Raw genomic sequence first — 25497 nt, 5'->3', positions numbered from 1 at the left:
GGATATCATCGCATAAACTTCACAAAACTGCCTTTGGAAATAAGAAAGAAAGGGTATATACTGATATTAGACGGATGATTTTAAGCGTAGTAAACTATAAGAAAGTACATAATTTACATAGTTCAACATAAGAAAATAACAAATAGAGACTAAAGGAGTTTTACAATGAAAGAAATTATTATTGCAACTAAGAATACAGGCAAAGCAAAAGAATTTGTACAAATGTTTTCACCACTTGGCTATGAAGTAAAAACACTATTAGATTTCCCAGATGTCCAAGATGTAGAAGAGACAGGAACAACATTTGAAGAAAATGCTCTCCTTAAAGCAGAAACGATTTCTAAGCTGCTAAATCGTGTCGTTATTTCAGATGATTCTGGTCTTGTTATTGATGCATTAAACGGGAGACCAGGAGTATACTCCGCACGTTACGCAGGAGAACAAAAGAATGATCAAGATAATATGGACAAGGTTTTGCATGAATTAGAGGGTGTACCATTAGAAAAACGAACTGCTCGTTTTTGTTGTACATTAGCAGTTGCGATTCCAAATGAAGACTCCTTAACATTTACTGGAACTTGTGAAGGGGTTATTCTGGAGGAAAGAAGAGGAGAATATGGCTTTGGCTATGATCCAATCTTTTATGTAGAAGCAGAAGAAAAGGCAATGGCGGAATTGCCGCCTGAGAAGAAAAATAAAATTAGTCATCGTGCAAACGCATTGAAAAAACTAAAAGAACAGCTTCCGACTGTTTTTAAAGAAGGGAAATAGAACTGGATGAAAATTTTGATTGTAAGTGACAGTCATGGATTGGTATCCGAGTTAGGTACTTTAAAAAAAAGACATGAAGAAGATGTCGAGTTATTTCTGCATTGTGGAGATTCTGAACTATCAGCAAGTGAAGAAGTGATGAAGGGATATATTACTGTTCAAGGTAACTGTGATTATGAAGACAAATTTCCAACAGAGACCACTCAAGAAATTGCAGACAAAAAGATTTTTTTAACACATGGACATCTATATGGCGTCAAATCCTCCCTTAATAACTTGCTGTATAAGGCAAAGGAAGTGGGAGCAAATATTGCCTGTTTCGGCCATTCTCATTTCTTGGGGATGGAAGTAGTTGATGATGTTCTTTTCATTAATCCCGGTAGTTTAAGACTGCCTAGAGGAAGAAAAGAACAAACATATGTTATTTTAACTATTGAAATGGACCGATTTGTAACGGAAGTTTATGATTTTTATAGTGGATTGCTACCAGAATTAACAAGTGAATTTCCTTTTTAGTCGGCTTTTTCCTAATGAGGAAGAAAAAAATTCCTCATTAGGAAAAAAAGCTTCACTAAACTATTGACTTTATGTTGCTATAATCATATAATAACTATTGTCCTCATAAGGACCGAATAAATACATAGCATGTCCCAGTAGCTCAGCTGGATAGAGCAACGGCCTTCTAAGCCGTCGGTCGGGAGTTCGAATCTCTCCTGGGACGTATTTTTGTAAGTATTTAAATAGATTGTTTCAGGATGTACGTTTGTATGTATTACAGATGAATAATGAACCAGAAGATTTGCTTAGAAGAACTATTCTAATTACCTGGTATATGATATACTATTAAAGGTAGTTATCGCTGAAATAATTAATTAAAAATAAAACATGTCCCAGTAGCTCAGCTGGATAGAGCAACGGCCTTCTAAGCCGTCGGTCGGGAGTTCGAATCTCTCCTGGGACGTACCAATTAAGGATTCTGTCATGACTTCGGTCATCGATTCAGAATCCTTTTTTCTATTATCCAAGCATTTTTAAATGTGCTTGAAATAACCTCCAGTTTTAAATGTAACTGAAGGATTTTTATGTACAAGAAGAATAAATTTCACCTAATTAAAAGAAATTACTTCCTGGTCTACTTTTCTTAAAATAAAGTAGATAACGAAATCCTTTGGAACGGAGCATTGACTTTTTTATAATTAGAGGCTTGACTATAACGGAATAAGTTAGAGGTGAATTTAATCTCAAAAAAAAGAGGGTTTAGTCCACCCTCTTTTTCTATTTATACTTTTTTGCGTTCTACTGTTGTATTCATCGTTTGAGATGGCATAACTTCTACTTCATTATTATCGAAGTTTAATTTATTTAGCTTCTCTTCTTCTGATTCGGCGTCATTATCAAGAAGAACAATGTATTTCCCTTCTTGTAACTCTTTTTCATATGGCTCTGTATCAGTATCGGAAAAGAAAGTCTTTAACCGATCTAAAAAAGATGTGGGTTCTACTTCATCAATTCCACTTGCAGTGTCTACATTAGTCTCTTGCTCGATTAATGCAGTTTGTTCACTTCTTGTAATAACGGAAATATGATTTGGTGAATATCCTTTAGAGAGTAGTTCCTCAATAGCATTTACTGTAGCTTCAGGAGAATCATATATACCTACAATACTTTTTGTCATATACCTATTCCTCCTTTAAACAATTAATTCTTGCATATAGTATATATTCCCACTTATGAAAAGAATAAACGGTAAATATCTTTGGCAAAAAAGATTCCTTTTTATAATTGTTGACAAGTTAGTTTTTCAAATGGAAAGAAAATACTTCTATCTTATTTTAGAATAATGATGGAGAAATATCCTTTATTAAATCCTTTTATAAGCTCTTTATTAGTTATCTTTTTTAACAAACAATGTAAGAGTTGAAAAGATATAGCTCTTTCCTATTTAAGTGTTTGTTCGCGCTTAATTTCCAATCCCTTCAGGATACAAATTTCCAGGAAAGAGGATGATGAAATTACCTGCAAAGGTATAAAGAGAAATAAAATAGGTAATAATGGAAGTAAGAAAAATAATGTTCAGAAAATCACGTAAATTACTTGAAAACGCTTACTATTATTGTGTATAATAGATTTAAGTTAAATAAACAAGAAATGAAATAATGTGAATAGATGAACATTAATATAAAAAATGTAGAAGGAGATATGCACCATGATTCTCAAGGAATTAGGAAGAAGTAGGCTTATAGTCATTAACTATTATAAGAATGGATTATTAGAAACAATTAAAGGACAGGTTCAGAAGTTAAATCTCATCGATCAAACGATTGATTTAAAAGATGACAAAGAAAATACGTATCAAATCCGCTTATCGTGGATTCAAGATATTTGTGCTGTATCTTAATTTAACCCACTAATGCAATCGCTTTCTTCGGGAACGATTGCATTTCTTTTTTTAGGGAGAAGGTTCCATAATGAAAATACCATGTTAGATTTTTTAACACTTTTCTTTAAAAGAAAGAATTATTTTATTATAATGAGCACCATAGGAAAATGAAAATGTAAGAAAGTAGATATATTTTCAGTAAAAAAAGAATTTTAAAAAATTTTTTGAACGATTAAAAAGTACAGGCATTCTTTATAGACCAATAATGTAAGCGTTTCCTGATTAGTGGATTGTTGTTTAAATAATCAAATAATTCTCAAAAATGGTGTTGACTCTTGTTTAAATTCAGCGTAAGATAACCTCAATAAATGAAAAACACAAGATGTTTAACTTGTAAAAACATCCAAAAGACAACATGACAAACTGACTTTGTTTAACATAGTAAATATAGTAATTCGATGAAGAGGATAAGTAGTTTTCTATTTGGATTCCAAAGAGAGCCGGTGGTTGGTGTAAATCGGTGAACCAATAGTTAATGAACTCACCTCAGAGTGTTAGCTTGAAAGGTCTCCCTATTAGAGCTAACCGAGTGTTTCCACTCGTTATCAAAAGAGAACGAACCGTTCATAAAGTGCATACACTTATCCGTTAGTGTATGAATGAGGGTGGTACCGTGGAAAGGAAATGCCTTTTCACCCCTTTGTTTACTAAAAAACCATTAGTAATCATTGGAGGTGGGAAGGTTTTTTTATTAGCAAAGCCTTTCTTGGTAGTATTTATGTAAAGTAGTAAGAAGTAAAAGGAAAGTATTTTAGGGAGGTTATACAAATGTTACAGGAGACTGCCTTTGAAAATACAAAGGCCCAAGTGAAACCGTTAACTGGTGCTGATCTCTTATTGCAGGCTTTGGAGAAAGAAAATGTAGAATTTATTTTCGGATACCCAGGGGGAGCTGTCTTACCAATTTATGATAGGATCTACGATTCGAAAATATTTCATGTTCTACCTAGACATGAGCAAGGCGGTATTCATGCAGCAGAAGGGTATGCGAGAATTTCCGGTAAACCAGGAGTAGTCATTGCGACATCAGGTCCAGGGGCAACTAATATTGTAACAGGGCTTGCCGATGCGATGATGGATTCATTACCGCTAGTTGTCTTTACTGGCCAGGTAGCAACAGGGGTGATTGGTACAGATGCTTTTCAAGAAGCAGACATTTTAGGGATCACTACCCCAATAACAAAATATAATTGTCAGGTTCGTAACCTTGAAGATATTCCACGAATCATTAAAGAGGCGTTCTATATAGCGACAAGTGGAAGACCTGGTCCTATATTAATTGATATTCCAAAGGATATTGCTGCAACCATTTCGGATGTTCCTGCTGAACAGGATATTGAGCTTCCTGGTTATCAGCCAAAGACACAGCCGAATTACTTGCAGATTCGAAAATTAACTGAAGCTGTAAGTGCTGCAAAAAAACCAGTAATTTTGGCAGGTGCTGGTGTCAATTTTGCAAAAGCGAGTGCAGAATTACTGGAATACGCAGAACAACAACAAATTCCAGTTGTACACACGCTTCTTGGATTAGGCGGTTTCCCAGCTGATAATAAGTTGTTTGTTGGGATGGGAGGAATGCATGGGTGTTATGCCGCTAATATGGCCTTATATGAGGCAGATTTGTTAATCAATGTTGGAGCAAGATTTGATGATCGATTAACAGGAAATCTAGTTCATTTTGCACCAAATGCTATTAAAGCCCATATCGATATTGATCCAGCAGAAATCGGCAAAATTATCCCAACGAAAATTCCAATTGTTGCAGATGCGAAAGAAGCATTAACTATGTTAATAAAGCAAAAAGGCTTGCAATCAGACCATAAAGAATGGTTAGAAAAGATTGAAAATTGGAAAAATGAGTATCCGTATTATTACAAAGAATCCGATCTTCTAAAACCGCAGCAAGTATTGGAGATGCTCTTTGAAAAAACAAAAGGGGAAGCGATTGTTACAACAGATGTTGGACAGCATCAGATGTGGGCAGCGCAATACTATCATTTTAAAGAATCCAATCGATGGGTAACATCTGGAGGTTTAGGAACAATGGGATTTGGTCTTCCATCCAGTATTGGAGCGCAATTAGCAGATCCAAAAGCAACAGTGCTTGCAATCAGCGGGGATGGCGGCTTCCAAATGTGCAGTCAAGAGCTTGCCTTAATAAGAGAATTGAATTTGCCAATCAAGATTATTATCTTTAATAATCGGGCGTTGGGTATGGTAAGACAGTGGCAAGAAATTTTCTATGAATCTCGTTTTTCACATAGTAAAGAATCTTATCAACCGTCGTTCGTTGCTTTAGCAGAAGCATATGGAATAAAGGGATATCAAATCACATCAGTTGATGAAGCTGCTAATATTCTAGATGAAGTGTTAGCGATAAGAGAACCCGTGTTATTGGATTTCCGTATTGATCCAGATGAGAATGTCTATCCAATGATTGCACCAGGTAAAGGATTACACGAAATGGTAGGGATGAAGCCATGAAGAAAATAATTAGCCTAACTGTTATGAATAAATCTGGTGTGTTAAACCGAATTACTAATCTTTTTTCAAAACGAAACTACAACATTGAAAGTATATCGGTAGGGCATACGGAGCATGAAGGAATTTCAAGGATTACTTGTGTGGTGCATGTTGAGAGTGATGGCATCATTGAACAAATCACAAAACAGCTAAATAAGCAGATTGATATTTTGAAAGTGGTGGATATCACCGATCAAGCAATTGTCCAAAGAGAGCTAGCTTTAATTAAAGTACTTGCAACACCGCAGACAAGGCATGAATTATATTCTGTAATTGAACCATTTAGAGCTTCTGTAATCGATGTAAGTAAAGAAAGTCTCGTTATTCAAATTACAGGAGAATCATCTAAAATTGAAGCTTTTATTGAACTGCTTAGACCATATGGGATTAAAGAATTGGCTAGAACAGGCACAACCGCCTTCCCTCGTGGCTCTCAAAAAATAGCAGCTCATAAAAGTAACTATTCTATCGTTTAATTCTAATATTAAATAAATCTAATTTTACAGACGAAAGGGAGATTAATTATGGCAAAAATGTATTATAACGGAGACGCAAATTTAGGATATTTTAACGGGAAAACAGTTGCAGTGATTGGTTATGGATCACAAGGCCACGCACATGCTCTAAATTTGAAGGATAGTGGTGTTTCAGTAATCATCGGGTTAAGAAAAGGGAATTCATGGAATAAAGCAGTGGAAGACGGATTTGACGTATTCCCAGTTGGAGAAGCAACAGCTAAGGCTGATATTGTGATGATTTTGCTTCCAGATGAATTACAAACAAAAGTATATAATGAAGAAATTAAACCTAACTTAACAAATCAAGCTTTAATGTTTGCCCATGGATTTAATATTCATTTTAATCAAATTGTCCCACCAAGTGAGAGTGATGTACTATTAGTTGCTCCTAAAGGTCCAGGTCACCTAGTAAGAAGAACATATGAACAAGAAGCAGGAGTTCCAGCATTATTTGCAATCTATCAAGATGTAACTGGTGAGGCGAGAGAGCTTGCACTTGCTTACGCAAAAGCGATTGGGGCATTACGTGCAGGTGCGCTGGAAACAACGTTCAAAGAAGAAACAGAAACAGATCTTTTTGGTGAACAAGCGGTTTTATGTGGAGGGCTTACAGCACTAGTAAAAGCAGGCTTTGAAACATTAGTAGAAGCTGGATATCAACCAGAATTAGCATATTTTGAATGTTTACATGAGTTGAAATTAATTGTTGACTTGATGTATGAAGATGGAATGGCGGGAATGAGATATTCTATTTCCGATACAGCACAGTGGGGCGATTTTGTAACAGGACCACGTATTGTTACAGATGAGGTGAAAAAAGAAATGAAAGCTGTCCTTACAGATATTCAAGAAGGAAAATTTGCAAAAGGATGGATTCTTGAAAATCAAGCGAATAGACCAGTATTCAACGCAATTAATGATAGAGAGAGCGAGCATCTAATCGAGAAGGTTGGGAAAGAATTGCGTGCAATGATGCCATTTGTTAAAAGCTCGCGAAAGAAAGAAGTGGTTGGTAGTGGCAAAAATTAAGATATTTGATACGACATTGAGAGATGGGGAACAATCTCCCGGCGTAAATTTAAATTTGGCTGAGAAGCTAGTTATTGCTGAACAGTTAGAAAAATTGAATGTAGATATTATAGAGGCAGGCTTTCCTGCTGCCTCTAAAGGTGATTTTCAATCTGTTCAACAAATTTCACGCACTATTAAAAATAGCTCTGTTACTGGTCTAGCAAGAGCAGTAACATCCGATATCGATGCTGCTTGGGAAGCATTAAAAGACGGAGCAGAACCGAGAATTCATATATTTTTAGCAACAAGTCCCATCCATCGGGAATATAAGCTAAAACTTTCGAAAGAGCAAGTGATTGAAAGAGCGGTTTCAGCTGTAAAGTATGCAGCCGAAAGATTCCCAGTTATTCAATGGAGTGCAGAGGATGCATGTCGGACAGAATTGCCTTTTTTAGCAGAAATAATAGAAGAAGTTATTCAAGCAGGAGCGCGGATTATTAATATTCCAGACACAGTAGGCTATATAACACCCAACGAATATGGAGAAGTTTTTCAATATTTAAAAAATAATGTGCCGTCTATTGACAAAGTTTCTCTCTCTACTCATTGTCATGATGATTTAGGGATGGCAACAGCAAACTCATTGGCAGCTATCGAAAACGGGGCAACACAAGTAGAATGTACGATTAATGGTATCGGAGAGCGTGCTGGCAATGCTTCTATGGAGGAAATTGTGGTAGCGCTTCATATTAGAAATGATCATTATCAAGAAAAGACAAGAATTAATTTAAAAGAAATTAGTAGAACAAGCGGACTTGTGAGTGAATTAACCGGTATGCTAGTTCCTGGAAATAAAGCAATTGTTGGTCGCAATGCTTTTGCTCACGAATCTGGTATTCATCAGGATGGTGTTCTTAAGGAGAAAACGACTTATGAAATTATTTCTCCAGAGCTTGTAGGCAATGTAAATAACAATAATATGGTTCTTGGGAAACATTCAGGCAGCCATGCATTCAAAACAAAGCTGAATGAACTAGGGCTGGGAGTGAATGAGGAAGATGTGAAAGATCTTTTTATGGCATTCAAGGATTTAGCAGACCATAAAAAAGAAATTTCTGATGAAGACATTATTGCTATTGTATTAGAGAAAAAGCTGGCTAAAGAAGAGAAATATTATGAGTTAGTGGACGTAAAGGTTCAACATAAAAATGATAATGAAGCAGATGCAACAGTGAAAATTTCCGGTCCGAAAAATGAACTGATTATTCAACATGGCACTGGTTCTGGAAGTGTTGAAGCATTATATAACACATTGGAAATGTCTATATCTGGCCAAGTGCAGTTGGAAGATTATCGAATTCAGTCACTGGGTGCTGGCAGAGATGCGTTAGCTCAAGTATTTGTCAGAGTTCAATATGACGAAAAAGAAAGTACTGGAAGAGGTTTAGACCAAGATGTATTAATAGCATCTGCAAAGGCCTATATAAATGCGATTAATAGAGGGATTCTTGCCAAAGAACAATTTCTTGAAAAGGTGTAGGATTCCGTGGCTAAAACATCAAGCTTTGATATAGGGAGCGAGTAGAAATGAAAAAAAGAATCGCCGTATTGCCAGGTGATGGAATTGGACCTGAAATAGTAGCAGGCGCTATAAAGATTTTGCAAACAATAGAGACATTATTTAGTCATCAGTTTGAGATTACATTCGCAGATATTGGTGGATGCGCGACAGATAAAACAGGTACGCCATTGCCTAATGAGACGATTGCCATTTGTAAAAATAGTGATGCAATTCTTTTAGGGGCAGTAGGGGGGCCGAAATGGGATGCGCTTCCTGTTGAAAAACGTCCAGAACAAGGATTATTAAAAATAAGAAAAGAATTGAACTTATTTGCAAATATTCGTCCAACAACCTGTTATGAAAGCTTGGCGGAAGCATCTCCCCTTAAAGCAGATATTATTGAAGGAGTAGATTTGGTTGTTGTCCGCGAATTGACAGGCGGCATCTATTTTGGAAAGCCAAGCGAACGAACGACTATCGATGGGAAACCTGGTGCTGTAGATACACTATTATACAAAAATGAAGAAATCGAGCGAGTTATCGAGAAAGCATTTGAAATTGCTAAAACGCGTTCAAAAAAAGTTACATCTGTTGATAAAGCAAATGTTTTAGAGACTAGTAGAGTATGGCGGGAAATCGCAAGCAAAATAGCGGAAAAATATCCAGATGTTATGCTTGAACATATGCTTGTAGATAATGCAGCAATGCAGCTTGTTCGAAATCCAAAACAATTTGATGTGATTGTCACAGAAAATATGTTTGGCGATATCTTAAGCGATGAAGCATCTGTTTTAACAGGGTCATTAGGAATGCTGGCATCTAGCAGCATGTCAGCAGATGGACCATATCTTTATGAACCGATCCACGGATCTGCTCCAGATATTGCCGGAGAAAATATCGCTAATCCCCTTGCGACAATTTTATCTGTAAGTATGATGCTGCGATTATCTTTTCAAATGGAGAAAGAAGCTGCGATTATAGAAGAGGCGGTAAATAATGTTCTAAATCAAGGTTATAGAACAAGAGATATACTTTCACCGAATTGTAAAATTGTTTCGACAACTGCGATGGTGGAAGCAGTAGAGAAAGAAATTCATCAGCTTGTTAAAGTGACACAAGTTATATAAAAAGGCTGCTGTTATGCTGTGGGATTATGAGTTTGGCTGATAACAAGTTAGCTGAAAAAAATAGAAAACCACCTTGAGAACAGCTCATATTTATGTGAAAACTGCACAACAGGCATATAAAAAAACACAGTTCGTCAAAAGTGGCAGTGATTGGATAAGGGACTAATATTAGAGAGAAATAGAATGTTAAAGGGCTTGTCAAAAGAATACTTTGACAGCCCTTTAATCAACAACAGGGAAAAAATATGGATTGGAGGGTAAAGTAATGGGAAAATCCATTATCGATAAAATTTGGGAAAAACATGTAGTACATAGAGAAGAGGGAAAACCGGATTTATTATATATTGATTTGCATCTTGTCCATGAAGTAACCTCACCACAAGCATTTTCCGGATTAAGAATGAAAAATCGCAAAGTGAGAAGGCCAGACCGAACGTTTGCCACAATGGATCATAATGTGCCAACGATTAACCGTTTTAAGATAGATGACGAAGTTGCCTTAAATCAAATGACGACATTAGAAAAGAACTGTTTAGAATTTGATATCCCATTAGCTGGTCTGCAAAGTCCGGAGCAAGGGATTGTTCATGTGATTGGTCCGGAACTTGGATTAACACAGCCAGGTAAAACAATCGTCTGTGGGGATAGTCATACATCAACACATGGTGCGTTTGGGGCGCTAGCATTTGGAATAGGCACAAGTGAGGTAGAACATGTACTCGCCACGCAAACATTATGGCAGACAAGACCAAAAACATTAAAAGTAGAGGTCAATGGAAAGCTAGCATTTGGTGTAAATGCGAAAGATGTTATTCTTTATGTGCTTTCTAAGCATGGAGTCAACTTTGGAACTGGTCACGTTATTGAATATACAGGGGAAGTAATTCGCAATTTATCGATGGAAGAAAGAATGACTATATGTAATATGTCTATTGAGGGCGGAGCGCGTGCAGGCTTAATTTGTCCAGATGAAACGACTTTTGCCTATTTAAAAGGTAGAAAACACGCGCCAAAAAATTGGGAGGAAGCAGTACAAGAATGGCGTAATTTAGCTTCAGATGAGGATGCTATTTATGATAAAGTTATCACGATTGATGGCAATGATATTGCGCCAATGGTAAGCTGGGGTACCAATCCATCTATGACTGCTAAAGTAGACGAAAAGATTCCAACAGCAGATTCTTACCAAGAGGAAACGGATCGCCGCGCTTTACATAGTGCCCTTCAATATATGGGTCTAAAAGAAGGAATGGCGATCACCGATATCGAGATACAGCATGTGTTTATTGGTTCTTGTACGAATTCAAGAATAGAAGATTTAAGACAAGCTGCATCGGTGATTAAAGGACAAAAAGTTTTTCCAGGAGTAAGAGCACTAGTTGTACCAGGTTCACAGCAAGTTAAAAAACAGGCAGAAGCAGAAGGCCTAGATAAACTGTTTGTTGAAGCAGGGTTTGAGTGGCGGGATGCAGGATGCAGTATGTGCTTAAGCATGAATAACGATGTAGTTCCAAGCGGTGAGCATTGTGCTTCCACTTCTAATCGTAATTTTGAGGGAAGGCAAGGAGCTGGTGCTAGAACCCATTTAGTCAGTCCTGCAATGGCAGCAGTAGCAGCGTTAAATGGGCGATTTGTTGATATTCGCAAAATGAATGCAGAATTACAAGCAACAGTGTAAAGGAGGAGTCTCTTATGAGTGGTTTTAAGAAGCTTTATGATAAAGCAGTAGCAATGGATCGAGTAAATGTGGATACAGATCAAATTATCCCTAAACAATTTTTGAAGCGTATCGAAAAGACTGGATTTGGAAGATTTGCATTTTTTGATTGGCGCTATTTGAAAAATGGCGAACCGAATCCTGAATTTGAACTGAATCAACCTGAAAATCAAGGAGCCTCTATTTTAATTGCGAATAAAAACTTTGGATGTGGATCGTCAAGAGAGCATGCACCATGGGCATTGCAGGATTTTGGCTTTTCCGTTGTTATTGCTCCCTCTTTTGCAGATATCTTTTATCAAAACTGTTTGAAAAATGGGATGCTTCCTATTCAATTGCAGACAGACGAAGTAGAATATCTTTTAAAAGCTGCCCAAAGTCAACCCTATTTTCTTGATATAAATCTTGAAGATGAAACGGTAGAGGATGACCAAGGGTTCTCCACATCATTTTCTATTCATCCATATTGGAAAAAAATGTTGATTAACGGCTGGGATGAAATCGAAATCACCCTTCAATATAGTGATAAAATAGCAGAATACGAAAATAAAACCATTTCAAAGTAATCGAATGAAATAGATAGGACCCTTAGGAGATCACATTATTATTTTCTAAGGGTCTTTCCTTTTGCTTTATGGTTATTTGTAGATTGAAAAAATTACAGCAACCACATTATGGAAGAGTCAAGTTGCATCTGAGAGAAAAAAAAGCTACACTAGCAACAAATAGAATATGTATAGGCGGTTAAAAGAATGAAGAAACGGGAGCAGGAAAAAAAGGATAACGTTGTTTTTTTTCCCGATTTAGATAAACGGTTATTGCAAAAAGGATTAGATGCAATTCAAGAAAAGCAATTCAAAGAAGCTATTTTATTTTTAGAAGAAGCAAAAGAGCGAAATCCATTTCATCGTGACATAAACATTGGACTCATTCTCGCTTACTATGAATTAGGATTGTTGGAACAGGCAAAACATCTAGCGAAAGAAACACTGAAACAAGATGACGGGGACTATATTCATGTACTTGAATTGTATATTATGATTCTGGTCCAGTTACATGAATATGAAGAAATAGTTACTACGATTGAAGGTTTGTTAGAAGAACACCAAATCCCAGCAAATAAAATAGAGCACTTCTCTAAAATGCTTTTATTTAGTAGAAAAATGGCTGAGTCTGCATCCCTGTCGCAAACAGATGATTATCGAGAAGAGGAATCTGAAGACATAAACAATAGCTTAATGAACTTAGATGATCCACAGGAAGAAATGCTGCAAATAGCTAAAATGTCCAGCCAAAATATTCGTGCATATATAGAAGAAGTAAAGCAGTATCTTCTTGATATGGAGAAAAATCCTTTTTTAAAAACGATGCTAATCAATATTTTAAGAGAGCAAGAATATGAAAAAGAAATAGAAATTCAGAAGTTTGACCGAAAGATTGTCATACAACCAACAGCACTAAAGGATATGAAGGAACAGGAACAATATAAGAAAATTATTACTATTCTTGTTGATTATGTGGAAAGTAATAACCCTATTTTATTTGAAAATATTAAAATGTTAATTGATCGACAAATGTTTTTACTTTACCCATTTGCACTAGAAGAATACAAGGATGAAACATGGGCTGCGGCTTATCATGCAGTTGTAAACCAATATTTTGGCCAAGAGGATGAGGAAGAAATATTTGTATTATATGAACTAGATGAGACTGAATTTGAACAAGCAAAAACGTTTATTTACCAGTTGGAGCAAATTTCTTATCCTAATATTTAGGCAAGGATGTTGAAACAACTAGAACCTATGATATAATGTAATGGTTGCATTTAGAAAATGCGAAGATGCATATTTCTTACTAGATAACTTTTTTCCCATTAGGAGGTTCTTTCTGTTTCGATAGAAATAGTAGCCAAACAAGAATAAAGAAGTTAATCTATACATTAGTAGAAGTAATGAAAAAGTAGAATAGATTGTTGGAGGGAATTTATAGTATGTCAGCTAAATGGGAAGTTTTAGAAGGGAACCGCGGTGTTCTTACAATTGAATTAGATGCAGAAAAACTAAACGAAGGTTTAGATTTAGCATTTAAAAAAGTAGTTAAGCAAGTAAACATTCCAGGTTTCCGTAAAGGTAGAATTCCACGTGGAATGTTTGAACAACGCTTTGGTGTGGAGTCTTTATACCAAGATGCAATTGATATTCTTTTACCAGAAGCTTATGCAAATGCAATTGATGAAACTGGAATCGAGCCAGTTGATCGTCCTGAAATCGATGTAGAACAAATCGAAAAAGGAAAATCTTTAATTTTCAAAGCAACTGTTACTGTTAAACCTGAAGTAACATTAGGTGAATACAAAGGGTTAGAAGTACCTGCTGTAGAAACAACAGTTACAGACGAAGAAGTAGAAGCAGAAATTAAAGCATTGCAAGAAAAACAAGCTGAATTAGTAGTAAAAGAAGAAGGAACTGCTGAATTAGGAGATACAGTTGTTATCGACTTCGAAGGATTCCAAGATGGAGTTGCTTTTGAAGGTGGAACTGCTGAGAACTTCTCATTAGAACTTGGTTCAGGTCAGTTTATCCCTGGATTTGAAGAAAAATTAGTGGGAGTTGCAACTGGTGAATCAACTGAAGTTGAAGTTACATTCCCTGAAGAATACCATGCTGAAGATTTAGCTGGTAAGCCTGCTACATTTAAAGTAACGGTTCACGAAATCAAAGGGAAAGAACTTCCTGAATTAGATGATGAATTTGCTAAAGATGTAGATGAAGAAGCAGAAACATTAGCTGAATTAAAAGAAAAAATTAAAACTCGTTTAGAAAATGATAAAAAACATCAAGCAGAGCACACAGTTCGTGATACAGTTGTAGAAAAAGCTTCTGAAAATGCGAAAATGGATATTCCATCAGCAATGATTGATACAGAAATTGACCGCATGATGAGTGAATTTGAACAACGTTTACAAATGCAAGGGATGAATCTTGAGCTATACTTCCAATTCTCAGGACAAGATGAAGCAGCACTTAAAGATCAAATGAAAGAAGACGCTGAGAAGCGTGTTCGTTCAAACTTAACACTTGAAGCAATCGTTGCTGCAGAAAACATCGAAGTAACAGAAGAAGAAGTGAATGCTGAACTTGAAAATATGTCTCAAATGTACAATATGCCAGTAGATGCTATTAAACAAGCACTAGGCGGCGTTGAAAACTTACAAATGGACATAAAAATGAGAAAAGCAATCGATTTCCTTGTAGAAAACAGTAAAACTGTTGCATAATAGAAGTAAGTAAAAAAACTAAGGCGCGACTATTTCGTGCCTTAGTTTTATATTAGTGTTAAATAACATATAATATGGGTAACTATAAAATAAGTTACTCTAACCGTACAGGAGAATACAATCAAATAAGAGATAATTTTCCAGATTTAAAGAAGCGAAATCTGGTTATGATTAAAGAAGTATATCCATTTTACCGTTATTGGATGATAGAGAACTGCAAATCCGAGTTGTATTATTTCCTGTACATTACTATCATGTGATACAATTCAATACATAACTGTTGAAAAAAGTAAAATTTGTTTCTGAACAAATAATAATCCGTAACGGTAAAAATATACAATAAGAAGTTTTAAGGGGTGAAGGCATGTTTAAATTTAATGACGAAAAGGGCCAGCTAAAATGTTCATTCTGCGGAAAGACACAGGATCAAGTTCGTAAATTAGTTGCTGGACCGGGTGTATACATTTGTGACGAATGTATAGAACTATGTACAGAAATCGTAGAAGAAGAATTAGGGACAGAAGAAGAAGTAGAATTTAAAGATGTACCAAAGCCAGCAGAAATTCGCGATATTCTTAACGAATATGTAATTGGACAGGATCAAGCGAAAAAGGCTCTTTCTGTTGCAGTTTATAATCATTACAAACGTATTAACTCAAATAGTAAAATTGATGATGTAGAATTATCAAAAAGTAATATTGCGTTAATCGGACCGACTGGTAGCGGTAAAACACTTCTTGCTCAAACATTGGCAAGAATATTAAATGTACCATTTGCTATTGCAGATGCAACTAGTCTAACAGAAGCTGGATATGTAGGGGAAGATGTCGAGAATATTCTTTTGAAATTAATCCAGTCTGCAGATTATGATGTAGAAAAAGCAGAAAAGGGTATTATTTATATCGACGAAATTGATAAAGTAGCACGTAAATCTGAAAATCCTTCTATTACACGTGATGTTTCCGGTGAAGGGGTTCAGCAAGCATTATTAAAAATTCTAGAGGGTACCGTAGCAAGTGTTCCACCCCAAGGTGGCAGAAAGCATCCTCATCAAGAATTCATTCAAATTGACACAACGAATATTCTCTTTATTTGTGGTGGAGCATTTGATGGCATTGAACCAATCATTAAAAGACGCCTAGGTCAAAAAGTAATTGGATTTGGTTCTGATGGTAAACAAGCTGAAATAGAAGATAAAGATTTATTATCTAAAGTACTTCCAGAAGATTTATTACGTTTTGGGTTAATACCTGAATTTATTGGGCGTCTTCCAGTTATTGCTAGTCTTGGTCAATTAGACGAAGAAGCATTAATGGAAATATTAACAAAACCAAAAAATGCATTAGTAAAACAATTTAAGAAAATGATGGAATTAGATGATGTCGAATTAGAATTTGAAGAAGAAGCACTGAAAGAAATTGCAAAAAAAGCAATTGAAAGAAAAACAGGTGCACGCGGATTACGTTCTATTATCGAAGGCATTATGTTGGATGTAATGTTTGACCTGCCTTCAAGAGAAGACATTGTTAAATGCGTCATTACGAAAGAAACAGTAACGGATAATGCTTCACCTAAGCTTGTTCTAGAAGATGGAACAGTGGTGGATAAAGAAACAAAAACTTCAGCTTAACAACAGTTACAAGAAAGAATCAATGATATCTATCATTGGTTCTTTTTTTTGGTGAAAGTAGAAGGATGCAACAATTCCTCCAAGATCATACTCAATTTCTAATCATCAATTATCTTATCGTTCCTATATATTTTTTCCATGAAATCTTGTTTATTCCAACAAAGGGAAGGAGATACTATTTTTTATAGACAAGGCACAATTTGTATATAGTATTTATGGAAGAATTTATTTATAGACTGATATGACTGCCGAATTAATTGCAGGCATTCAGTCTAAAAAAAATTCCTTCCCATCCAAGCTGTAGGGATAGATACATATCGCTAACCATTGAAGGAAACTTGAGCTAATACATGTGCGAAGTTTTAAAACAACAAGATTTCAGGAGGTAATTTTTTTATGAGTTGGGCGGAGATTGCTTTATTTGTACAACTATTCTTTGGAATTATCATCGGACTATATTTCTGGAATTTATTAAAAAGCCAGAGAACCCAAAAAGTTTCGATTGATCGGGAATCAAAAAAAGAAATGGATCAATTAAGAAAGATGCGCGCCATATCATTAACGGAACCTCTTTCTGAAAAAGTACGTCCAACAAGCTTCTCAGATATTGTGGGACAAGAAGATGGAATCAAAGCTTTAAGAGCCGCTCTCTGTGGACCCAATCCCCAACATGTCATTATTTATGGACCACCAGGGGTTGGAAAAACAGCGGCAGCTAGGCTTGTATTAGAAGAAGCGAAGAAAAATCAGAAGTCACCCTTTAAACCAAACTCTGTATTTGTAGAATTAGATGCTACGACAGCTAGATTTGATGAAAGAGGGATAGCGGATCCATTAATCGGTTCTGTACACGATCCGATTTATCAAGGGGCTGGAGCCATGGGACAAGCTGGAATCCCACAGCCAAAACAAGGTGCTGTTACAAATGCACATGGTGGTGTTCTATTTATTGATGAAATCGGAGAATTACATTCTACACAAATGAATAAGCTTCTAAAAGTGTTAGAAGACAGAAAAGTTTTTTTGGAAAGTGCTTATTACAATGAAGAGAATACGCAAATTCCTTCTCATATACATGATATTTTTAAAAATGGACTTCCGGCTGATTTTCGGTTAATAGGGGCAACGACAAGAACGCCAAACGAAATACCTCCAGCAATTCGCTCAAGATGTATGGAAGTATTTTTTCGAGAATTAACGAAAGAAGAAGTGATTCAAATTGGCAAAAAAGCTGCTGATAAGGTGAAGATGCGGATAAGTGAGAAAGCCCTTGATACACTTTCTGAATATGCAAGAAATGGAAGAGAGGCTGTTAATATGGTCCAGATATCTGCTGGACTAGCAATTGGAGAAAATCGTGATTTTATAAAAGATGATGAAGTAGAATGGGTGATTCATTCTAGTCAACTTTCTCCAAGAATGGAAAGGAAAATTAATAACCATTCCGTTATTGGAGCGGTTAATGGACTAGCAGTATATGGTGCTAATATCGGGGCACTGTTGGAAATTGAGGTAACGGTAATTCCAGCAAAAGATGGAAAAGGAAGCATAAATATTACGGGAATTGTCGAGGAAGAGAGTATTGGTGGACAAGGCAAGTCTATTAGACGGAAAAGTATGGCGAAGGGTTCCATTGAAAATGTCATTACTGTTTTACGTTCTATGGATGTTCCCGCTGATCAATTTGATATCCATGTAAACTTTCCAGGCGGTATACCAATTGATGGACCCTCTGCGGGCATTTCAATGGCTACAGGGATTTATTCAGCGATCTACAAGCAACCTGTTGATCGCCAAGTAGCGATGACTGGTGAGATCAGTATTCACGGAAAAGTGAAGCCTATTGGCGGAGTTGTTGCAAAGGTGAAAGCTGCTAAAGCTGCGGGCGTTCAAAAAGTTATTATCCCGCAGGAAAATATGCAGGCGATATTAGAGGAAATAAAGGATATCACCATTATACCTGTGCAAACATTAAATGAAGTGTTGGAGAATGCGCTCCTTAAAGAAGAATGGAAAGAAGAAGCAATCTCAGCTTCCACCATTGCATTATCAAAGAAAGATAGTATCTAATTTTAAGCTAAAATGCTACTTAAATAAAGCATTGTCATGGTCGGCTAATTCGGTATAGGGAGAGTTAGTCGGCGTTTTTTTTTTGCGGAAAATAATCTAAACGAGCTTTATATGTATTTCGTGCAGAAAGATCCCTCTAAATGAAGGCTATATTTTCATAAATCCAATTATTATTATATAATTGAATATATATGTATAAGCATAAAAACAGTCTTTTTTCTTGAATGGAAATCGTCTAAATAAGCCATTTTAAATAAGGAAGGCTTGTTTTTAATTGCAATCTTCTCTTTTTATCTTTCTGCTTTCTTTAAGGAGCCATATCCATAAGGATCAGCAAAAAAATCGAGGGAGAAAAGTAGTTCTATTTTTACGGCTTGTCTAATAACCCTAGTTAATAGACACATTTTCATAAATAAGATAGAATTGTACAAAGCATTAGAATGCAAAGGGAGCCTATGTGGTAAATAATGATTAGAAATAGGCGATATAAGGAAAGAGATTTTTAAAGCTGGAGGTGCAACGTGATGGAGGAAAATAAAAAAACAGTAGTCCCCCTCCTGCCGCTTCGAGGTTTGCTGGTTTATCCAACGATGGTGCTTCATTTAGATGTTGGTCGTGATAAGTCAGTGCAAGCTCTCGAAAAAGCAATGGTAGAAGACCATTTAATTTTTCTTACAATGCAAAAAGATATGGATATAGATGAACCTGAAGAAGAGGATCTATATAAAATGGGAACTTTAACAAAGGTAAAGCAAATGTTAAAGCTGCCAAATGGAACAATTAGAGTTCTTGTTGAAGGGGTACAAAGAGCAGAATTAGAAGAATTGATAGAGGAAGATGGTTATTTTGCTGCAAGTCTACGTTTGTTTGAAGAAGAAACTACCAAAGACGTAGAAGATGAAGCATTAATGAGAACAATGCTTCAATATTTTGAGCAATACATAAAAATTTCTAAAAAAATATCGCATGAAACATATGCAGCTGTTTCCGATATGGAAGAGCCTGGAAGAATGGCTGATATCATTGCTTCCCATCTACCGATTAAATTAAAAGAAAAACAGCAAATTTTAGAAACTTTAAATAATAAGCAGAGAATGAATTATGTTATCGACATTATTCAAAACGAAAAAGAGGTGTTAAACCTCGAGAAGAAAATAGGTCAGCGCGTAAAGAAATCAATGGAAAGAACACAAAAGGAATACTATTTACGCGAACAAATGAAAGCCATTCAAAAAGAATTAGGCGACAAAGATGGCAAAACTGGCGAAGTCAGTACACTGCTTGAAAAAATTGAAGAGGCTGGTATGCCAGACCATGTAAAGGTAACAGCATTAAAAGAATTAGATCGCTATGAAAAAATTCCTTCCACCTCTGCAGAAAGTTCTGTCATCCGCAATTATATTGACTGGCTCTTGGCATTACCATGGACCAATGCAACAGAGGATGACTTGGATCTTATTAAGGCAGAAAAAATCCTTAATGACGATCACCATGGCTTAGAAAAGGTAAAAGAAAGGGTATTGGAGTATTTAGCTGTACAAAAGCTGACAAATTCTTTGAAAGGACCCATTCTTTGTCTTGCAGGACCTCCTGGAGTGGGGAAAACAAGTCTTGCTCGTTCGATAGCTCGTTCTTTAAATCGTAACTTTGTCCGCATCTCTTTAGGTGGTGTGCGTGATGAATCAGAAATTAGAGGGCATAGACGAACTTACGTTGGAGCGATGCCAGGAAGAATCATTCAAGGAATGAAAAAAGCAGAAACCATTAATCCAGTATTTTTATTAGATGAGATTGATAAAATGTCTAATGATTTCCGCGGTGATCCTTCTTCGGCCATGCTAGAAGTACTAGATCCAGAACAAAACCATAACTTCAGTGATCATTATATTGAAGAAACTTATGATTTATCGAAAGTTATGTTTATCGCAACAGCTAATAATTTAGCTACCATTCCTGGTCCATTACGTGATAGAATGGAAATTATCTCGATAGCTGGATATACAGAAATCGAGAAAATTCATATTGCGAAAGATCATCTATTGCCTAAACAAATTAAAGATCATGGATTATCGAAAGCACAGCTTCAAATTAGAGAAGATGGATTCCAGAAAATTGTTCGTCTCTATACTAGAGAAGCGGGAGTACGTACTTTAGAAAGACAATTAGCTACAATTTGCCGCAAAACAGCAAGAATGATTGTAACAGCTGAGAAGAAAAAAGTCGTTATTACAGCTAAAAATGTGGAGGATTTCCTAGGTAAGCCAATTTTTCATTATGGTCAAGCAGAGGAAGAGGATCAAGTTGGCGTAGCAACTGGCCTTGCCTATACTACAGTTGGCGGTGATACTTTGCAAATTGAAGTATCCCTGGCACCGGGAAAAGGTAAATTAGTCTTGACGGGAAAATTAGGGGATGTAATGAAGGAATCTGCCCAAGCGGCATTCAGCTATATACGTTCTAAATCGGAAGAGCTGGGCATTGATGCGAATTTCCATGAGAAATATGATATTCATATTCATGTTCCAGAAGGTGCTGTTCCAAAGGATGGTCCATCTGCAGGAATCACCATGGTAACCGCACTTGTTTCTGCTCTTTCTGGAAAGCCAATCAAGAAAGAGGTTGGAATGACGGGAGAGGTAACATTGAGAGGCCGTGTTCTTCCAATTGGAGGATTAAAGGAAAAATCTCTTGGTGCTCATCGTGCTGGATTAAAGACAATTATTATCCCGAAAGATAATGCGAAGGATATCGATGATGTTCCTGAAAGTGTAAGAGAAGAACTAGACTTTATCCTTGTTTCACATGTAGATGAAGTATTAAAACACGCGTTGAACGGAAGTGTAAATCTTTGAAAGTAAATCAAGCAGAAATAGTAATTAGTGCCGTAAAACCCAATCAATATCCGGAAGGAAATCTGCCAGAGTTTGCTTTAGCGGGTAGATCGAATGTTGGTAAATCTTCTTTCATTAATCGCATGCTTGGGCGAAAAGCGTTAGCTCGCATTTCCTCGAAACCAGGGAAAACACAAACATTAAATTTTTACTTAATTAATGAAATCATGCACTTTGTAGATGTACCTGGTTATGGATATGCAAAAGTTTCGAAAAAGGAACGAGAAGCATGGGGAAAAATGCTGGAAACGTATTTCACCTCAAGAGAACAATTAAAAGCAGTAGTTTTAATTACGGATCTTCGCCATCCGCCAACTGCTGATGATATTTTAATGTACGACTTTTTAAAGCATTATGGGATTCCATGTGTGGTAATTGCGACAAAAGCCGATAAAATATCAAAATCTCAATGGCAAAAACATTTAAAGGTAACAAAAGAAACATTAGGACTAAGTGCAGATGATTACCTTATCCTATTTTCTTCTGAAACTGGAGAAGGAAAAGATAAAGTTTGGTCATTACTAGAGCATTTAGCTAATAAATAAAAAAAGCGACTCACATCAGCTAGTAAGGTTGAAAAGTGAGTCGCTTTTTATATTTGTGTATAAATGAAATATTTTCCTGATTAGCCAGCCTATAGAACTTCCGACCCGCGGAAAGCGAAGAGGAAATCAGGCAGTGAGTTTTACTGAAAGACACCCTGCACTATGTATGAACATCTTTATTTCCCCTTTTTCGAAACTAAATAATATCCCCCCAGGATAATGAATAAAATAGGTATTAAATTATTTAACGTGTGAGGACTTATCTTTAAGAATGTTAGCGAACCAAGAATTTCTTGATAGAAGAGCAAAAGAACAGCTAACAAAAGAAAAAGAAGACCATTTAATAAGCCATGACCTGTTTTATGATTTTGAAGAATAAAGCCAAGGGCGATAATCAGAATAAAAGTGCCCGTATGATCAGGCCAAATAGCAAGTTTATTCACTAAGTGAAAGTGTAAACCAAAGCCAGTTAAAATCACACCTGGCAAAATGACGCCATAATCCTTTCCCCCATAACCTTGAAAAAGAAAAGCAATTCCAATGATAATTAACAGGGTTGGCCAAGTATACAGATTGGGTAGAATAGTAATATCAAATTCCTTTAAGATAAAATAAATTCCAAAACCGATTAATACGATACCAGAGAACCATTTTTGTGTTTTCATTATTTCCTCCACTTCCAAAAAACTAAGCTTGAATACATAGAAGATTTTTGTTACTGTACAATGAGTAAAGTGCTATATTGTACAAAAAAACGAATAAAATAACGATAATTTTGCAAAAGAAGTACAAACTATTATAGTAAATAACGTAAGTATAATTCTTTTTCTATTATCAATACTATATCTTACCATATGAATTCACAATTTGTTCACAATTAATAGGCAAATTGTTACCCATTTTTGAAATGATTTTGTTATAATAACTACATGTTAATAATTATTATAATTTAATCCATTTATATAAAGGGTTTAAAAATATTCGATAGGAAAAATTAGGTACTAACTTACTTTGGGGGTGTCATAAAGAAATGCATATAGTAGCTGTCGGACTAAATTTTAAAACGGCCCCAGTAGAAATTCGTGAACGTTTAACATTTGATTCAGAGCAAATAAGGGAAGCTATGAATCAATTACAAAATAAAAAAAGCATTTTAGAAAATGTGATTATATCAACATGTAATCGTACGGAAATATATGCAGTAGTAGATCAGCTTCATACTGGTCGCTATTATATCAAACAATTTTTAGCAGAGTGGTTTCAATTGGAACAAGAAGAGTTTGTTCCTTATTTATTTGTGTATGAACAAGATGGTGCATTAAACCATTTATTCCAAGTGACATGTGGCTTAAATTCCATGGTTGTTGGAGAAACACAGATTTTAGGGCAGATACGAACTAGCTTCTTAACAGCGCAATCCATTAAATCGACTGGATCGGTATTTAATCAGTTATTTAAGCAAGCTATTACCTTTGCGAAAAAAGCACATACAGAAACAGACATTGGTGCGAACGCTGTCTCTGTAAGTTATGCTGCGGTAGAATTGGCGAAAAAAATATTTGGGACCTTGCTAAATAAGAATGTCCTTATATTAGGTGCAGGAAAGATGGGCGAGCTTGCTATTCAGAATCTGTATAGCAATGGAGCAAAAAACGTAACTGTGATAAATCGCACATTTGAGAAGGCGGAAGTTCTTGCTCATCGTTTCGAAGGTCAGGCCAAACCAATGAATGAACTTCAATGTGCATTAATAGATGCAGATATTGTGATTAGTTCAACTGGATCCAATACATTTGTTATTACAAAGGCAATGATGAAGGCTGTGGAGAAAATTCGTAAAGGAAATCCTCTATTCATGGTTGATATTGCTGTGCCAAGAGATTTAGATCCGGAAATCGCGGAGTTAGATAGCGTATTCCTTTATGATATTGACGATTTGGAAGGAATTGTAGAAGCAAATCTGCAAGAACGACAAAAAGTAGCAGAAAAGATTATGATCATGATAGAGGCAGAAATTATCGAGTTTAATCAATGGCTTCACTTATTAGGGGTGGTGCCGGTCATTTCTGCTCTTCGTGAGAAGGCACTTGCTATTCAAAGTGAAACAATGAAAAGTCTAGATAGAAAACTGCCTAACCTTACTGAAAGAGAAAGAAAGATTTTAAATAAGCATACGAAGAGCATTGTGAATCAAATGCTAAAAGATCCAATTCTTCAAGCGAAGGAATTAGCGGCTCAACCTGATGCAGATCAATCGATGCAGCTATTTATGAAAATCTTTAATTTAGAAGCCGATGCACCGAAAGAAGTGAACGATATAGGAAGGAAAGAAGAAAAAGAAGCATTTTCTCCAATTGCACAGCCATCTATTCAAGTGTGATGGTGATAATGATTGGAGGGCTTATCCTGTGTGTGAATGAAGCACTTGATTCCTTTCCTTTAATCAGCCGATAATAAACTTTGTCGGGGCAGAGTTTCACTTTCCTTTTCCTAGGTTAAAATATAGATGGGGTTACAGAAATAAGAGTTATATTAAGTTAAAAAACTTGGTATTATGATCTTTTATGTTCGAAGGGGAAGCGTTGATGCAGGATATTTTTATGACTAGGCTCCATGAATTCACGATTATTCTTTATGCGTTATCTGTGCTATTATATTTTTTTGATTTTATGCATAATAACCAGAGAGCAAATCGAGTCGCTTTCTGGTTACTTTTATTTGTCTGGATATTACAATCATCTTTCCTAATTATCTATATAATGGAGATGAATAGGTTTCCGATTCTCACAATTATGGAAGGACTATACTTTTATTCTTGGGTATTGGTAACCTTTTCTTTGGTAATAAATAAGTGGTTGGAAATTGATTTTATTGTGTTTTTTACTAATGTTGTCGGATTTATTGTTATGGCAATACATACTTTTGCGCCTGCACGCGATTCTGCCATAACTCATGCGGAACAGGTTGTTTCTGAGTTACTGTTCATTCATGTAACAGCAGCCCTTTTAGCCTATGGTATGTTTACGATCTCTTTTATTCTTTCTGTTCTTTATTGTATACAATATGATTTATTGAAACAGAAAAAATGGGGAAGGAGAGTTATGCGGATCGCTGATTTAGCCAAACTAGAACATATATCTTACTTATTAAGTGTGTTTGGTGTACCATTATTATTAATTGGTTTAATTCTTGGGGTGCAATGGGCCATTATTCAAAAACCAGATTTTCTCTGGTATGATCCGAAAATAATCAGCTCCTTTATTGTGTTACTCGTCTATAGCAGCTTTTTGTATTTACGAGTTTCCCAAAAAATGAGGGGGAAAAATATTGCCCTCTTAAATATTGCTAGTTTTTTAATTATGTTAATTAATTTCTTGTTAGTAGGTAATTTTTCCACCTTTCATTATTAAAAGGAA

The 25497-nt window shown here is 35.8% G+C and carries 20 protein-coding genes, 2 tRNA genes and 1 other annotated feature; of the genes, 20 read left to right on the top strand and 2 right to left on the bottom strand.

All coding sequences use genetic code 11. The features are described 5' to 3' along the window. The first annotated feature begins 165 nt into the window (after window positions 1-165). The 4 genes from MHH96_RS22670 (at window position 166) to MHH96_RS22655 (ending at window position 1732) form a co-directional block, all read left to right on the top strand. Window positions 166-771: an XTP/dITP diphosphatase gene (locus tag MHH96_RS22670; RefSeq protein WP_047943550.1), complete on the top strand. Its 606-nt coding sequence runs from the start codon at window positions 166-168 to the stop codon at window positions 769-771. 6 nt (window positions 772-777) lie between these two features. Then, a complete protein-coding gene (locus tag MHH96_RS22665; protein ID WP_047943551.1) occupies window positions 778-1287 on the top strand; it encodes a metallophosphoesterase family protein in 510 nt (169 codons plus the stop codon). A 131-nt stretch (window positions 1288-1418) separates the two neighbouring features. Continuing rightward, a tRNA-Arg gene (locus MHH96_RS22660) sits at window positions 1419-1492 on the top strand. A 166-nt stretch (window positions 1493-1658) separates the two neighbouring features. Further along, a tRNA-Arg gene (locus MHH96_RS22655) sits at window positions 1659-1732 on the top strand. 318 nt (window positions 1733-2050) lie between these two features. Here the strand turns inward: MHH96_RS22655 and MHH96_RS22650 are convergent. After that, on the bottom strand, window positions 2051-2446 hold the full coding sequence (locus MHH96_RS22650) for a general stress protein (RefSeq protein ID WP_047943552.1): 396 nt from the start codon (window positions 2444-2446) through the stop codon (window positions 2051-2053). 531 nt (window positions 2447-2977) lie between these two features. On the opposite strand from MHH96_RS22650, the gene MHH96_RS22645 reads away from it, so the two are divergent. The 14 genes from MHH96_RS22645 to yihA all read left to right on the top strand — a co-directional run bounded on the left by MHH96_RS22645 (window position 2978) and on the right by yihA (window position 22081). Next, window positions 2978-3169 (top strand): YolD-like family protein, encoded by a 192-nt coding sequence (locus MHH96_RS22645; RefSeq protein WP_047943553.1) that lies wholly within the window; start codon window positions 2978-2980, stop codon window positions 3167-3169. A 431-nt stretch (window positions 3170-3600) separates the two neighbouring features. Beyond that, window positions 3601-3854 (top strand) — a binding site (T-box leader). A 125-nt stretch (window positions 3855-3979) separates the two neighbouring features. Beyond that, window positions 3980-5695 carry an acetolactate synthase large subunit gene (ilvB, locus tag MHH96_RS22640; protein WP_341118056.1) on the top strand — a complete coding sequence of 572 codons (1716 nt, stop codon included), beginning with the start codon at window positions 3980-3982 and terminating at the stop codon, window positions 5693-5695. Beyond that, window positions 5692-6210: an acetolactate synthase small subunit gene (gene ilvN, locus MHH96_RS22635; protein ID WP_047943555.1), complete on the top strand. Its 519-nt coding sequence runs from the start codon at window positions 5692-5694 to the stop codon at window positions 6208-6210. Before ilvB ends, ilvN begins: the two co-directional genes overlap by 4 nt. Before the next feature lie 48 nt (window positions 6211-6258). Beyond that, the gene (gene ilvC / locus MHH96_RS22630; protein WP_047943556.1) at window positions 6259-7281 is read left to right on the top strand and encodes a ketol-acid reductoisomerase; all 1023 of its coding nucleotides are present in this window, start codon (window positions 6259-6261) and stop codon (window positions 7279-7281) included. Continuing rightward, on the top strand, window positions 7268-8803 hold the full coding sequence (locus MHH96_RS22625) for a 2-isopropylmalate synthase (protein WP_047943557.1): 1536 nt from the start codon (window positions 7268-7270) through the stop codon (window positions 8801-8803). The genes ilvC and MHH96_RS22625 overlap by 14 nt, the downstream gene beginning before the upstream one ends. 47 nt (window positions 8804-8850) lie before the next feature. Further along, window positions 8851-9951: a 3-isopropylmalate dehydrogenase gene (gene leuB / locus MHH96_RS22620; RefSeq protein ID WP_047943558.1), complete on the top strand. Its 1101-nt coding sequence runs from the start codon at window positions 8851-8853 to the stop codon at window positions 9949-9951. A 265-nt stretch (window positions 9952-10216) separates the two neighbouring features. Further along, window positions 10217-11629 carry a 3-isopropylmalate dehydratase large subunit gene (leuC, locus tag MHH96_RS22615; protein ID WP_047943559.1) on the top strand — a complete coding sequence of 471 codons (1413 nt, stop codon included), beginning with the start codon at window positions 10217-10219 and terminating at the stop codon, window positions 11627-11629. A 14-nt stretch (window positions 11630-11643) separates the two neighbouring features. Next, a complete protein-coding gene (gene leuD / locus MHH96_RS22610; RefSeq protein ID WP_047943560.1) occupies window positions 11644-12234 on the top strand; it encodes a 3-isopropylmalate dehydratase small subunit in 591 nt (196 codons plus the stop codon). Window positions 12235-12420: 186 nt separating this feature from the next. Then, on the top strand, window positions 12421-13443 hold the full coding sequence (locus tag MHH96_RS22605) for a tetratricopeptide repeat protein (protein ID WP_144546655.1): 1023 nt from the start codon (window positions 12421-12423) through the stop codon (window positions 13441-13443). A 215-nt stretch (window positions 13444-13658) separates the two neighbouring features. Further along, window positions 13659-14945, top strand: coding sequence for a trigger factor (gene tig, locus MHH96_RS22600; RefSeq protein WP_047943562.1), 1287 nt, complete (start codon window positions 13659-13661; stop codon window positions 14943-14945). Between the two features lie 364 nt (window positions 14946-15309). Further along, window positions 15310-16575, top strand: coding sequence for an ATP-dependent protease ATP-binding subunit ClpX (gene clpX / locus MHH96_RS22595; protein WP_047943563.1), 1266 nt, complete (start codon window positions 15310-15312; stop codon window positions 16573-16575). A gap of 396 nt (window positions 16576-16971) precedes the next feature. Next, a complete protein-coding gene (gene lonB / locus MHH96_RS22590; RefSeq protein WP_328283439.1) occupies window positions 16972-18645 on the top strand; it encodes an ATP-dependent protease LonB in 1674 nt (557 codons plus the stop codon). 524 nt (window positions 18646-19169) lie between these two features. Then, window positions 19170-21497 carry an endopeptidase La gene (gene lon / locus MHH96_RS22585; RefSeq protein ID WP_047943565.1) on the top strand — a complete coding sequence of 776 codons (2328 nt, stop codon included), beginning with the start codon at window positions 19170-19172 and terminating at the stop codon, window positions 21495-21497. Continuing rightward, complete coding sequence (gene yihA, locus MHH96_RS22580) at window positions 21494-22081, top strand: ribosome biogenesis GTP-binding protein YihA/YsxC (RefSeq protein ID WP_047943566.1); 588 nt, start codon at window positions 21494-21496, stop codon at window positions 22079-22081. The genes lon and yihA overlap by 4 nt, the downstream gene beginning before the upstream one ends. A gap of 176 nt (window positions 22082-22257) precedes the next feature. Here the strand turns inward: yihA and MHH96_RS22575 are convergent, their stop codons facing one another. After that, on the bottom strand, window positions 22258-22746 hold the full coding sequence (locus MHH96_RS22575; protein WP_047943567.1) for a LiaI-LiaF-like domain-containing protein: 489 nt from the start codon (window positions 22744-22746) through the stop codon (window positions 22258-22260). A gap of 365 nt (window positions 22747-23111) precedes the next feature. On the opposite strand from MHH96_RS22575, the gene hemA reads away from it, so the two are divergent. Continuing rightward, window positions 23112-24461, top strand: coding sequence for a glutamyl-tRNA reductase (gene hemA, locus MHH96_RS22570; protein ID WP_341118047.1), 1350 nt, complete (start codon window positions 23112-23114; stop codon window positions 24459-24461). 205 nt (window positions 24462-24666) lie between these two features. Next, window positions 24667-25491 (top strand): cytochrome C assembly family protein, encoded by an 825-nt coding sequence (locus MHH96_RS22565; RefSeq protein WP_047943569.1) that lies wholly within the window; start codon window positions 24667-24669, stop codon window positions 25489-25491. Window positions 25492-25497: the final 6 nt, after the last annotated feature.

Origin of the sequence: Niallia sp. FSL K6-0212, assembly GCF_038007605.1 — a bacterium.
Classification (GTDB): Bacteria; Bacillota; Bacilli; order Bacillales; family Cytobacillaceae; genus Niallia; species Niallia circulans.
This window is presented reverse-complemented; position numbering and strand designations above follow the sequence as displayed.

What these genes read in the sequence shown, in the direction of transcription:
- MHH96_RS22670 (WP_047943550.1), top strand. Translation starts at nt 166, where the DNA reads ATGAAAGAAATTATTATTGCAACTAAGAATACAGGCAAAGCAAAAGAA.
- MHH96_RS22665 (WP_047943551.1), top strand. Translation starts at nt 778, where the DNA reads ATGAAAATTTTGATTGTAAGTGACAGTCATGGATTGGTATCCGAGTTA.
- MHH96_RS22650 (WP_047943552.1), bottom strand. Translation starts at nt 2,446, where the DNA reads ATGACAAAAAGTATTGTAGGTATATATGATTCTCCTGAAGCTACAGTA.
- MHH96_RS22645 (WP_047943553.1), top strand. Translation starts at nt 2,978, where the DNA reads ATGATTCTCAAGGAATTAGGAAGAAGTAGGCTTATAGTCATTAACTAT.
- ilvB (WP_341118056.1), top strand. Translation starts at nt 3,980, where the DNA reads ATGTTACAGGAGACTGCCTTTGAAAATACAAAGGCCCAAGTGAAACCG.
- ilvN (WP_047943555.1), top strand. Translation starts at nt 5,692, where the DNA reads ATGAAGAAAATAATTAGCCTAACTGTTATGAATAAATCTGGTGTGTTA.
- ilvC (WP_047943556.1), top strand. Translation starts at nt 6,259, where the DNA reads ATGGCAAAAATGTATTATAACGGAGACGCAAATTTAGGATATTTTAAC.
- leuB (WP_047943558.1), top strand. Translation starts at nt 8,851, where the DNA reads ATGAAAAAAAGAATCGCCGTATTGCCAGGTGATGGAATTGGACCTGAA.
- leuC (WP_047943559.1), top strand. Translation starts at nt 10,217, where the DNA reads ATGGGAAAATCCATTATCGATAAAATTTGGGAAAAACATGTAGTACAT.
- leuD (WP_047943560.1), top strand. Translation starts at nt 11,644, where the DNA reads ATGAGTGGTTTTAAGAAGCTTTATGATAAAGCAGTAGCAATGGATCGA.
- MHH96_RS22605 (WP_144546655.1), top strand. Translation starts at nt 12,421, where the DNA reads ATGAAGAAACGGGAGCAGGAAAAAAAGGATAACGTTGTTTTTTTTCCC.
- tig (WP_047943562.1), top strand. Translation starts at nt 13,659, where the DNA reads ATGTCAGCTAAATGGGAAGTTTTAGAAGGGAACCGCGGTGTTCTTACA.
- clpX (WP_047943563.1), top strand. Translation starts at nt 15,310, where the DNA reads ATGTTTAAATTTAATGACGAAAAGGGCCAGCTAAAATGTTCATTCTGC.
- lonB (WP_328283439.1), top strand. Translation starts at nt 16,972, where the DNA reads ATGAGTTGGGCGGAGATTGCTTTATTTGTACAACTATTCTTTGGAATT.
- lon (WP_047943565.1), top strand. Translation starts at nt 19,170, where the DNA reads ATGGAGGAAAATAAAAAAACAGTAGTCCCCCTCCTGCCGCTTCGAGGT.
- MHH96_RS22575 (WP_047943567.1), bottom strand. Translation starts at nt 22,746, where the DNA reads ATGAAAACACAAAAATGGTTCTCTGGTATCGTATTAATCGGTTTTGGA.
- hemA (WP_341118047.1), top strand. Translation starts at nt 23,112, where the DNA reads ATGCATATAGTAGCTGTCGGACTAAATTTTAAAACGGCCCCAGTAGAA.
- MHH96_RS22565 (WP_047943569.1), top strand. Translation starts at nt 24,667, where the DNA reads ATGCAGGATATTTTTATGACTAGGCTCCATGAATTCACGATTATTCTT.